The organism is Pseudomonas sp. CH235 (genome assembly GCF_004368175.1).
GTDB lineage: Bacteria > Pseudomonadota > Gammaproteobacteria > Pseudomonadales > Pseudomonadaceae > Aquipseudomonas > Aquipseudomonas paraglycinae.
The window spans coordinates 50,929-61,070 of record NZ_RRZJ01000036.1; the positions used below are offsets into that span (position 1 = coordinate 50,929).

The following is a 10,142-nucleotide window of genomic DNA, read 5'->3' on the forward strand; positions in this document are numbered from 1 at the left end:
CCGGGCGTCAGACTTTTATCATCCGCGCCACGATTCGACTGCACAGAGCCCATCATGACCGAGCAACAACGCCTCGAACTCGAAGCCGCCGCCTTCCGCCGGCTGGTCGCCCACCTGGACAGCCGCAAGGACGTGCAGAACATCGACCTGATGAACCTCGCCGGGTTCTGCCGCAACTGCCTGTCCAAGTGGTACAAGGCCGAGGCCGACGAGCGCCAGATCGAGGTCAGCCTCGACGATGCCCGTGAAGTGGTTTACGGCATGCCGTACGCCGACTGGAAAGCCCAATATCAGCAAGAAGCCAGCGCCGAACAACAAGCGGCGTTCGCCAAAGGAAAACCCAATGAGTGATCTGAACACCCTGCGCGCCAGCCTCAAGAGCGGCGAACACGTTTTTGCCGACACCCTGTCCTTCATCGCCGCCGGTTACGACTACCAGCCTCAGGCGTTCAACAACGGCGGCGTGGAAAACGCGGCCGGGCAGAACGAAGGTTCGTGCAAGACTTTGGGTCTGGCGCTGCTGGAAGGCTTGAGCGATGAAGAAGCGCTGCTGGCATTCGGCGAACACTACCGCTCGGTCGTGGCAACCCCTGAAGGCAGCGATCACGGCAATATCCGTGCGCTGATCCAGCACGGTCTGGCGGGCGTGAAGTTCGAAGCGCAACCGCTGACCCGCCGCTGAATCCCGACACAACACTATCCCTGTCAGATCGTTCCCACGCTCCGCGTGGGAATGCAGCCGGGGACGCTCCGCGTCCCAAGGACGCAGAGCGTCCAGATGAGGCATTCCCACGCAGAGCGTGGGAACGATCATTGTCGTGGTGCCTGTGAATAATGGGCATGAAAAAACCGGCCAATTGGCCGGTTTTTTTGTGTCTGCGTTCTTAGAACGAAACGTTCTGCAGATCGTCCAGGTAACGCTCGGTGTCCAGTGCCGCCATGCAGCCGGCACCGGCCGAGGTGATGGCCTGACGGTAAACGTGGTCGGCCACGTCGCCGGCAGCGAAGATGCCTTCGACGCTGGTCGCGGTGGCGTTGCCTTCACGGCCGCCCTGAACCACGAGGTAGCCGTCCTTCAGCTCCAGCTGACCTTCGAACAGCGAGGTGTTCGGGGTGTGGCCGATCGCGATGAACACGCCGTCGACCTTGATTTCGTCGAAGCTGCCGTCGTTGTTCTTCAGACGCGCGCCGGTCACGCCCATGTTGTCGCCCAGCACTTCGTCCAGGGTCGCGTTCAGTTTCAGCTCGATCTTGCCTTCGGCCACGCGGGCGTTGAGCTTGTCGATCAGGATCTTCTCGGCGCGGAAGGTTTCGCGACGGTGGATCAGGGTGACCTTGCTGGCGATGTTGGCCAGGTACAGGGCTTCTTCGACAGCGGTGTTACCGCCACCGACTACAGCTACCGGCTTGTTGCGATAGAAGAAACCGTCGCAGGTCGCGCAGGCCGAAACGCCTTTGCCCATGAACGCTTCTTCCGACGGCAGGCCCAGGTAACGAGCGCTGGCGCCAGTGGCGATAATCAGCGCGTCGCAGGTGTAGGTGCCGCTGTCGCCGGTCAGGCTGTATGGCTTGGAAGCGAAGTCCACGGCGTTGATGTGATCGAAGACGATCTCGGTTTCAAAACGCTCGGCGTGCTCGCGCATGCGCTCCATCAGCACCGGGCCGGTCAGGCCGTGGACGTCGCCCGGCCAGTTGTCGACTTCGGTGGTGGTGGTCAGTTGACCGCCGGCCTGCATGCCGGTGATCAGCAGCGGCTTGAGGTTGGCACGGGCAGCGTAGACGGCAGCGCTGTAACCGGCAGGGCCGGAACCGAGGATGATCACTCGCGAATGACGGACTTCAGACATGAACCTGCTCCTGTTGACCGGCCAAGACACCTGGCCGGACGCCGGACTGCCGGCGGGAATAAAAAAGGACTGTGGATAACCTTGGGGAAGGCGTGAGCTCGACAGTCCTGTAAAAAGTTGGGTGCAGCGTATCGAGGGGGGCAAGATTAAGGAAATACGGTTTAACAATCCAGCTCATAGGTGGTCTCTATGCCGACACACTGACGAGATGGACGTCTTTGTTACAGTGAATGTCGATCCCGCTGCCGCGCTTTCACAGGTTCTGCAAAGTCGGTAAGGTCGGCGCGTTTTCCCTTGTTCGGAGCACCTTATGCCCGCCCCTGTTCTGTCCGGCCCGCAATACCTGCGCGAAGGCCTCAAACTGGTCTTGAGCCCTGGCCTGCGCCTGTTCGTGCTGCTGCCGCTGGCCATCAACCTGGTGCTGTTCGTCGGATTGATTTATCTGGCCGGCCACCAGTTCAGCCTTTGGGTCGACACACTGATGCCGTCGCTGCCCGAGTGGCTGAGTTTCCTCAGTTACATCCTGTGGCCGCTGTTCGTGGTGCTGGTGGCGTTGATGGTGTTCTTCACCTTCACCATGCTGGCCAACGTGATCGCCGCACCGTTCAACGGTTTCCTCGCGGAAAAAGTCGAAGTGGTAGTGCGCGGCACCGACGACTTCCCCGCCTTCAGCTGGGGCGAACTGATCGCCATGATCCCGCGCACCCTGGCCCGGGAAATGCGCAAGCTCGGTTACTTCCTGCCCCGGGCGATCGGCCTGTTCATCCTCTCGTTCATCCCGGTGGTGAACATCGTCGCCGCGCCGCTGTGGTTGCTGTTCGGGGTGTGGATGATGGCGATCCAGTACATCGATTACCCGGCGGACAACCACAAGCTGGGCTGGAACGAGATGCTCGCCTGGCTGCGGCAGAAGCGCTGGCAGAGCATGAGCTTTGGCGGGATCGTTTATCTGGTGTTGCTGATTCCGGTGGTCAACATCCTGATGATGCCGGCCGCTGTGGCTGGCGCGACGTTGTTCTGGGTGCGCGAGCGCGGAGCCGAGAATCTGGTGACGCAACGCTGAGTCACAAATCCATCATCCGAACGTCACAACCACGACATGGCCTCAGCCGACACTGAGGCCATGACGACAGCTCTACATATCACCCTCATCAGCGAAACTTTCCCACCGGAAATCAACGGCGTGGCCAATACCCTTGGCCGCTTGTGCGACGGTTTGCGCGCACGCGGGCATCGGGTGGAACTGGTGCGACCGCGTCAGGCGGACGATCCGCAGCGCAGTGAAGACGACTCGCTGCTGCTGTGCCGGGGCTGGCCGTTGCCGGGTTATCCGGGGTTGCAATGGGGTCAGTCGTCGATGCACAAGTTGCTGCGACGCTGGACGCGCCAGCGCCCGGACGTGCTCTATATCGCCACCGAAGGTCCGCTCGGGCTGTCGGCTTTGCGCGCGGCACAGCGTCTGGGGATTGCCGTGGTCAGCGGCTTTCATACCAACTTTCAGCAATACACCCAACAGTACGGGCTCGGTTTGCTGACGCGCTTGCTCACCCACTACCTGCGCTGGTTTCACAATCGTTCGGCCATGACTCTGGTGCCGAGCGTCAGCCAGCGCCTGGAGCTGGAGCGTCGGCACTTCGAACGCCTGGCGCTGCTGTCGCGGGGTGTCGACAGTCAGTTGTTTCACCCGGCCAAACGCCTGAATGCCTTGCGTGAGCAATGGGGTCTTGGCGAGCAGGACATTGCTGTCATTCACGTAGGACGCCTGGCACCGGAGAAAAACCTCGGCCTGCTCAAGCGCAGTTTCGAAAAGCTCGCCGGCACGTATCCACAACGCAACCTGAAGCTGATCGTGGTCGGCGACGGACCGCAACGAATGGCACTGGAGAAGGAACTGCCCGAGGCGATTTTCTGCGGCTCGCAACGGGGCGAAGCACTGGCAGCGCACTATGCGTCGGGGGATGTGTTTCTGTTTCCGAGCCTGACCGAAACCTTCGGCAACGTCGTGCTGGAAGCGCTGGCCTCAGGCCTTGGGGTGGTGGCTTACGATCAGGCCGCGGCGGCCCAGCATATTCGCCATGGCTACAACGGCGTGCTGGCGATGCCCGGGGATGAGGAGGCGTTCTGCGAGGCAGCGGCGTGGCTGCTGGAAGAAGACGAAAGGTTGCGCTGCGTACGCCTGAACGCACGCCAACACGCCAGCCGCCAGGGTTGGGCGGCTATCGTCGAACAGTTTGAAAACCATTTGCTGGGGGCTTGCCGCGACCTGCGCGACAAGCCGCCCACGGCGATCAAACCAGCGTCATCAACGCCTCACGGCTGAACGGCAGAATGTCCTGCTCGCGGCCTTCGCGCACTTTCTGCGCCCAGTCCGGATCAACCAGCAGCGCACGCCCCACCGCCACCAGATCGAACTCGTCGTTGTTCAGACGCTCCAGCAGTTTTTCCAGACTGGCCGGTTGCGCGACCTTGTCGGTGTTGACCATGAACTGCAGGAACTCGCCATCGAGGCCGACGCTGCCGACGGTGATGGTCGGTTTGCCGGTCAGCTTGCGTGTCCAGCCGGCCAGGTTCAGGTCGGAACCGTCGAATTCCGGCTCCCAGAAACGGCGCGTCGAGCAATGGAAAATGTCCACGCCAGCGTCGGACAACGGCTTGAGGAATTCACCCAGCGCTTCGGCGGTTTGCACCAGACGCGCGGTGTAGTCCTGCTGTTTCCACTGCGAGAAGCGGAAGATGATCGGGAAACCTTCGCCCACCGCCGCACGCACAGCCTGAATCAGCTCGATGGCGAAACGCGAACGGTTGGCCAGGCTGCCACCGTATTCGTCGGTGCGCTGGTTGCTGCCTTCCCAGAAGAACTGGTCGATCAGGTAACCGTGGGCGCCGTGGATTTCCACGCCGTCCATGCCGATGCTTTGGGCATCTTTGGCGGCTTGAGCGAACGCGGCGATTACATCCTGGATGTCCTGTTTGGTCATGCCGTGCACCACGACCTGACCGTCCTTGAGTTTTTCCGACGGGCCGTAACCCGGCACGCTCGCATCCGGCTCGGTGCCCAGACGGCGCACATTGCCGACGTGCCACAGTTGCGGAACAATCTTGCCGCCTTCGGCGTGCACCGCATCCACGACTTTCTTCCAGCCGGCCAACGCCGCTTCACCGTAGAAGTGCGGCACGTTCGGGTAACCGTTGGAAGCCTGGTGGCCGACGGTGGTGCCTTCGGTGATGATCAGGCCGACACCGGCCGCCGCGCGACGACGGTAGTACTCGATCACTTTGGAATTGGGCACACCGCCTGGAGAAAACGAACGGGTCATCGGCGCCATGACCACGCGGGTCGGCAGTTCGAGGGCACCGAGCTGGAACGGTTTGAACAGGGCTTGCACGGGCATGGGAGGCTCCACGAAAAATTGATCGACGGGCATGCGATTCATATGACGGCGATAATATGCGGAGCTCCAATCAACCGATAGCACTATTGATCTGAATGATTAAGGGTCAAAAGGCAGGCGAAAAAAATCGCAGCGCGAGGGCTGCGATTTTTGTGTTTCAGCTCAGGGCTTTTTCAATCGCCGTAATCACCGAAGGATCATCCGGCGCCGTGCGCGGCGAGAATCGGGCCAGTACCCGACCGTCCTTGCCGAGCAGGAATTTCTCGAAATTCCAGGTGATGTCACCGGGAAACTCCGCGCCCTCGCCCGCCAGCAGGCGGTAGAGCTGATGACGATCGTGACCGTTGACTTCGAGCTTTTTCGACAACGGAAAACTCACGCCATAGTTGAGGCTGCAGAATTCCTGGATCTCCTGCTCACTGCCCGGTTCCTGACCGGCAAACTGGTTGCACGGCAGGCCCAGCACACTGAAGCCTTTGCCTTTGTATTGCTGATAAAGGTTTTCCAGCGCCGCGTACTGTGGGGTCAAGCCGCATTTGGAGGCGACGTTGACCACCAGCACGACTTGGCCCTTGAAGGGTGCCAGCGGTAGCTCCTGACCATCCAGGGCTGTCAACTTAAGGTCGTGAAAAGCACTCATGACGAACTCCAGATTCCCGTTTTCTACTCGAAACAGCCACTTGGCGAGGCCACCAAGGACAGCCGCGGACTAAAAAGGCGCCCTCGGGCGCCTCTCCAGTACTCGAAGCTTAGCGCAGAAAATCAGTGGTGATGGCCACCTTCGCCATGGACGTGACCATGAGCGATTTCTTCCTGGCTGGCGTCACGGATGGCAACGACCTTCACTTTGAAGTTCAGGCGCTGACCGGCCAGCGGATGGTTGCCGTCGACAGTGACGTCGTCGCCGTCCAGGTCACGGATGGTGACGATCTGCATCTGGCCGTCCGGCGCCGAAGCGTGGAACTGCATGCCGACTTCCAGCTCGTCAACGCCTTCGAACATGCTGCGGCTCAGGGTGCTGACCAGTTCAGCGGCGTATTCGCCGTAGGCATCTTCCGGCTCGACGGACACTTCCAGATCGTTACCGACTTCTTTACCTTCCAGGGCTTTTTCCAGGCCCGGGATGATGTTGCCTGCGCCATGCAGGTAGACCAGCGGAGCGCCGCCGGCGGAGCTGTCGATGACCTCACCAGCGTCGTTGGTCAGGGTATAGTCGATGGAGACAGCCTTATTGGCGGCGATCAGCATGGGGCGAGACCTTTTGCATAAGAATGAAGAACGGACAAGTCTAAACAAGGATTTGCCCGAAAGCGAACAGAACCCGGACAGACGGGATCGATTGGCGCCCGTGACCGTCACCGGATTCCATCAGGACGAGGACGGCCACTGGGTCGCCGAACTGTCCTGCGGCCACACCCAGCACCTGCGCCACCAGCCGCCGTGGCAGTCGAGAGCATGGGTGCTGGACGCAATGCAACGTATTGAAAAAATAGGCCAACCCTTTGCTTGCGGTTGGTGCGCTCAAGGCTCGGTTAGCGATAACCTTGGCGACTGAAATTCGGCAGATCGGCACACAGAGGCGATCGCCATTGCCATGCACCCTTAGAGAATCCGCATGCAAACTTTTTTTATCGCGCCCACCGATTTTGGTGTGGGTCTGACCTCCATCAGCCTCGGGCTGGTGCGCACGCTGGAGCGGGCCGGGCTGAAAGTCGGCTTCTTCAAACCGATCGCCCAGCCGCATCCGGGCGACACCGGCCCTGAGCGCTCCACCGAACTGGTGGCCCGCACCCACGGCCTGAAACCGCCGCAGCCACTGGGCCTGGCCCACGTCGAGCGGATGCTCGGCGACGGCCAGCTCGACGAGTTGCTCGAAGAAATCATCACCCTCTACCAGCAGGCCGCCATCGGCAAAGACGTGCTGGTCGTCGAAGGCATGGTGCCGACCCGCAGCGCCAGCTACGCCGCGCGGGTCAACCTGCACCTGGCCAAGAGCCTGGATGCCGAGGTGATTCTGGTCTCGGCCCCGGAAAACGAAGTGCTGACCGAACTGTCCGGCCGCGTCGAGTTGCAGGCGCAACTGTTCGGTGGACCGAAAGACCCGAAAGTCCTCGGCGTGATCCTCAACAAGGTCAAGACCGACGAAAGCATGGACGCCTTCGCCGCGCGTCTGAAAGAGCATTCTCCGTTGCTGCGCACCGGTGATTTCCGTCTGCTCGGCTGCATTCCGTTCCAGCCCGAACTCAACGCCCCGCGCACCCGCGACGTCGCCGACCTGATGGGCGCCCAGGTGCTCAACGCCGGCGACTACGAAACCCGGCGCATGACCAAGACCATCATTTGCGCACGCACGATGCGCAACACCGTGGACCTGCTCAAGCCCGGCGTGCTGGTGGTGACCCCCGGCGATCGCGACGACATCATCCTCGCCGTCAGTCTCGCCGCTATCAACGGCGTGCCGCTGGCCGGCCTGTTGCTGACCAGCGACACCCTGCCCGACCCACGCATCATGGACTTGTGCCGTGGTGCTTTGCAGGCCGGTTTGCCAGTGCTGTCGGTGAGCACCGGCTCCTACGACACGGCCAACCTGCTCAACGGCCTGAACAAGGAAATCCCCGTCGATGACCGCGAACGTGCGGAGATCATCACCGATTTCGTCGCCAGCCATCTGGACGCCAACTGGCTGCACCAGCGCTGCGGTACGCCACGGGAAATGCGCCTGTCGCCGGCGGTGTTCCGTTATCAATTGATTCAACGCGCCCAGGCCGCCAACAAACGCATCGTCCTGCCCGAAGGCAGCGAGCCGTTCACCGTGCAAGCGGCGGCGATCTGTCAGGAACGCGGGATTGCCCGTTGCGTGCTGCTGGCCAAACCGGCAGACGTTGAAGCCGTGGCCAGAGCCCAGGGCATCACGCTGCCGCCGGGGCTGGAAATCCTCGACCCGGACCTGATCCGCGAACGCTACGTCGAACCGATGGTCGCCCTGCGCAAGAGCAAAAGCCTCAACGCGCCGATGGCCGAGCAGCAACTGGAAGACACCGTGGTGATCGGCACCATGATGCTCGCGCTGGATGAAGTCGACGGCCTGGTCTCCGGCATCATCAACACCACCGCCAACACCATCCGCCCGGCGCTTCAACTGATCAAGACCGCGCCGGGCTGCACGCTGGTGTCGTCGGTGTTCTTCATGCTGTTCCCCGAGGAAGTGCTGGTCTACGGCGACTGCGTGATGAACCCGCACCCGAGCGCCAGCGAACTGGCCGAAATCGCCCTGCAAAGCGCCGACTCGGCTGCCGCCTTTGGCATCACCCCGCGCGTGGCGATGATCAGCTACTCCAGCGGCGAATCCGCCACTGGCGAGGAAGTCGAGAAGGTCCGTGAAGCCACCCTGCTCGCCCACGAACAACAGCACTCGCTGCTGATTGACGGGCCGTTGCAGTACGACGCCGCCGCCAACGAAACCGTGGCCCGGCAACTGGCGCCGAACAGCCAGGTGGCCGGTCGCGCCACGGTGTTCGTGTTCCCCGACCTCAACACCGGCAACACCACCCACAAAGCCGTGCAGCGCAGTGCCGATTGCGTCAGCCTCGGCCCGATGCTGCAAGGCCTGCGCAAACCGGTGAACGATCTGCCGCGCGGCGCGCAGGTCGACGACATCGTCTACACCATCGCCCTGACCGCGATTCAGGCTGCCAACCGACCTCTGGATATCTGACCCGATGCTGGCTTTCCTCCCTGCCACCCTGCGCGGCGTGATCGCCGCGCTGCTGCTGGCGCTGAACACGATCCTGCTGTGCTCGTTCCTGTTTCTCGTGGCGCTGATCAAAGTGCTGCCGTTCGACCTCGCACGCCGCGCCTCGCGCTGGCTGATGAGCCACACCCACGAAGCCTGGATCAGCAACAACAAAGGCTGGATGAACCTGGTGCGCCGCACCCGCTGGCACCTCAGCGGCCTGCAAGGCCTGGACTACCAGCACTCGTACCTGATCACCAGCAACCACCAGAGCTGGGTCGACATCCTGGTGCTGCAATACGTGCTCAACCGACGCATCCAGCCGCTGAAGTTCTTCCTCAAACAGGAACTGATCTGGGTCCCGGTCATCGGCCTGGCGTGGTGGACACTGGGCTTCCCGTTCATGAAGCGCTATTCGAAGGCGTACCTGGAAAAACACCCGGAAAAGAAAGGCAAAGACCTGGAAACCACTCGCAAGACCTGCGCGAAATTCCGCGACAACCCGGTAGGCATCTTCAACTTCGTTGAAGGCACACGCTTCACCGAGGGCAAACACGCGCAGCAGCAATCACCGTTCAAATACTTGCTCAAACCAAAGGCCGGCGGCATTGCCTTCGTACTGGATGCGATGGGCGAACAACTGGAATCGATCGTCAACGTCACCATCCACTACCCCGGCGGACGCCCTGGCTTCTGGGACCTGCTGTGCGGCAACGTCCGAGACGTAGTAGTGCACTTCGAAGAACTGAAAATCCCACCGCAGTACATCGGCAAAAACTACGACCAGGACGGCGAATACCGCCTGCAATTCCAGGGCTGGATCAACCAATTGTGGCAAGACAAGGATGCGCTGCTCGAGCAGATGCACCGCGAATATCCCAACCGACGCTGATCCCCCCTGTGGGAACACCTGACAGAAATTGGTCGTCTGTCAGGCCGCCATCGCCAGCAGGCTGGCTCCCACAGGAAAACAGTTCGCTTTCAGTTTTTGGCTTTTCGCCTCCCACCACTCAACACAATGAGCGTTAGCTCGAGTACCGCTCTTGACGTGCCGGCCCCATCGGAAGGCTGAGTGGAGGGATTTATCCGGGGGTGGGAGCGCAGCGACCGTGCGGCGCAGCCGCATGCATCGAGAGGAGGTGCAGCGAAGCAAACCGTAGGCGATGCCCC

The 10,142-nt window shown here is 61.4% G+C and carries 11 protein-coding genes; 7 read left to right on the forward strand and 4 right to left on the reverse strand.

Going from position 1 to position 10,142, the window contains the following annotated elements:
* The first annotated feature begins 54 nt into the window (after nucleotides 1-54).
* Nucleotides 55-351, forward strand: a complete 297-nt coding sequence (locus tag EIY71_RS25575) for a DUF1244 domain-containing protein (RefSeq protein WP_085608092.1) — start codon at nucleotides 55-57, stop codon at nucleotides 349-351.
* Nucleotides 344-682: a HopJ type III effector protein gene (locus EIY71_RS25580; RefSeq protein WP_011332495.1), complete on the forward strand. Its 339-nt coding sequence runs from the start codon at nucleotides 344-346 to the stop codon at nucleotides 680-682. The genes EIY71_RS25575 and EIY71_RS25580 overlap by 8 nt, the downstream gene beginning before the upstream one ends.
* Nucleotides 683-884: 202 nt before the next feature.
* Here EIY71_RS25580 and trxB read toward each other — a convergent pair whose 3' ends face one another.
* The gene (trxB, locus tag EIY71_RS25585; protein WP_007957204.1) at nucleotides 885-1,847 is read right to left on the reverse strand and encodes a thioredoxin-disulfide reductase; all 963 of its coding nucleotides are present in this window, start codon (nucleotides 1,845-1,847) and stop codon (nucleotides 885-887) included.
* A 310-nt stretch (nucleotides 1,848-2,157) separates the two neighbouring features.
* Here trxB and cysZ point away from each other — a divergent pair, with 310 nt between their 5' ends.
* Entirely contained in the window at nucleotides 2,158-2,910 is a 753-nt protein-coding gene (gene cysZ / locus EIY71_RS25595) for a sulfate transporter CysZ (RefSeq protein WP_011332493.1), read from the forward strand.
* Nucleotides 2,911-2,946: 36 nt separating this feature from the next.
* Nucleotides 2,947-4,167: a glycosyltransferase family 1 protein gene (locus EIY71_RS25600; protein WP_134023601.1), complete on the forward strand. Its 1,221-nt coding sequence runs from the start codon at nucleotides 2,947-2,949 to the stop codon at nucleotides 4,165-4,167.
* Here the strand turns inward: EIY71_RS25600 and EIY71_RS25605 are convergent.
* From EIY71_RS25605 to EIY71_RS25615, 3 genes are all read right to left on the reverse strand, one after another.
* A complete protein-coding gene (locus tag EIY71_RS25605) occupies nucleotides 4,136-5,239 on the reverse strand; it encodes an NADH:flavin oxidoreductase (protein WP_064600676.1) in 1,104 nt (367 codons plus the stop codon). The genes EIY71_RS25600 and EIY71_RS25605 overlap by 32 nt on opposite strands.
* A 157-nt stretch (nucleotides 5,240-5,396) precedes the next feature.
* A complete protein-coding gene (locus EIY71_RS25610) occupies nucleotides 5,397-5,879 on the reverse strand; it encodes a glutathione peroxidase (RefSeq protein WP_007959082.1) in 483 nt (160 codons plus the stop codon).
* Between the two features lie 122 nt (nucleotides 5,880-6,001).
* Nucleotides 6,002-6,487, reverse strand: a complete 486-nt coding sequence (locus EIY71_RS25615; RefSeq protein WP_011332490.1) for a peptidylprolyl isomerase — start codon at nucleotides 6,485-6,487, stop codon at nucleotides 6,002-6,004.
* Between EIY71_RS25615 and EIY71_RS25620 the strand changes: the two genes are divergently transcribed.
* Genes EIY71_RS25620 through EIY71_RS25630 form a run of 3 tightly spaced genes read left to right on the forward strand, consistent with a single transcriptional unit; the run spans nucleotide 6,456 to nucleotide 9,864 of the window.
* On the forward strand, nucleotides 6,456-6,794 hold the full coding sequence (locus tag EIY71_RS25620) for a DUF3565 domain-containing protein (RefSeq protein ID WP_085746941.1): 339 nt from the start codon (nucleotides 6,456-6,458) through the stop codon (nucleotides 6,792-6,794). The two genes, EIY71_RS25615 and EIY71_RS25620, sit on opposite strands and share 32 nt — an antisense overlap.
* A 60-nt stretch (nucleotides 6,795-6,854) precedes the next feature.
* The gene (gene pta, locus EIY71_RS25625; protein WP_011332488.1) at nucleotides 6,855-8,954 is read left to right on the forward strand and encodes a phosphate acetyltransferase; all 2,100 of its coding nucleotides are present in this window, start codon (nucleotides 6,855-6,857) and stop codon (nucleotides 8,952-8,954) included.
* Nucleotides 8,955-8,958: 4 nt separating this feature from the next.
* Nucleotides 8,959-9,864: an acyltransferase gene (locus EIY71_RS25630; protein WP_102686875.1), complete on the forward strand. Its 906-nt coding sequence runs from the start codon at nucleotides 8,959-8,961 to the stop codon at nucleotides 9,862-9,864.
* The last annotated feature ends 278 nt before the right edge of the window (nucleotides 9,865-10,142 follow it).

What these genes read in the sequence shown, in the direction of transcription:
- EIY71_RS25575 (WP_085608092.1), top strand. Translation starts at nt 55, where the DNA reads ATGACCGAGCAACAACGCCTCGAACTCGAAGCCGCCGCCTTCCGCCGG.
- EIY71_RS25580 (WP_011332495.1), top strand. Translation starts at nt 344, where the DNA reads ATGAGTGATCTGAACACCCTGCGCGCCAGCCTCAAGAGCGGCGAACAC.
- trxB (WP_007957204.1), bottom strand. Translation starts at nt 1,847, where the DNA reads ATGTCTGAAGTCCGTCATTCGCGAGTGATCATCCTCGGTTCCGGCCCT.
- cysZ (WP_011332493.1), top strand. Translation starts at nt 2,158, where the DNA reads ATGCCCGCCCCTGTTCTGTCCGGCCCGCAATACCTGCGCGAAGGCCTC.
- EIY71_RS25600 (WP_134023601.1), top strand. Translation starts at nt 2,947, where the DNA reads ATGGCCTCAGCCGACACTGAGGCCATGACGACAGCTCTACATATCACC.
- EIY71_RS25605 (WP_064600676.1), bottom strand. Translation starts at nt 5,239, where the DNA reads ATGCCCGTGCAAGCCCTGTTCAAACCGTTCCAGCTCGGTGCCCTCGAA.
- EIY71_RS25610 (WP_007959082.1), bottom strand. Translation starts at nt 5,879, where the DNA reads ATGAGTGCTTTTCACGACCTTAAGTTGACAGCCCTGGATGGTCAGGAG.
- EIY71_RS25620 (WP_085746941.1), top strand. Translation starts at nt 6,456, where the DNA reads ATGGAGACAGCCTTATTGGCGGCGATCAGCATGGGGCGAGACCTTTTG.
- EIY71_RS25615 (WP_011332490.1), bottom strand. Translation starts at nt 6,487, where the DNA reads ATGCTGATCGCCGCCAATAAGGCTGTCTCCATCGACTATACCCTGACC.
- pta (WP_011332488.1), top strand. Translation starts at nt 6,855, where the DNA reads ATGCAAACTTTTTTTATCGCGCCCACCGATTTTGGTGTGGGTCTGACC.
- EIY71_RS25630 (WP_102686875.1), top strand. Translation starts at nt 8,959, where the DNA reads ATGCTGGCTTTCCTCCCTGCCACCCTGCGCGGCGTGATCGCCGCGCTG.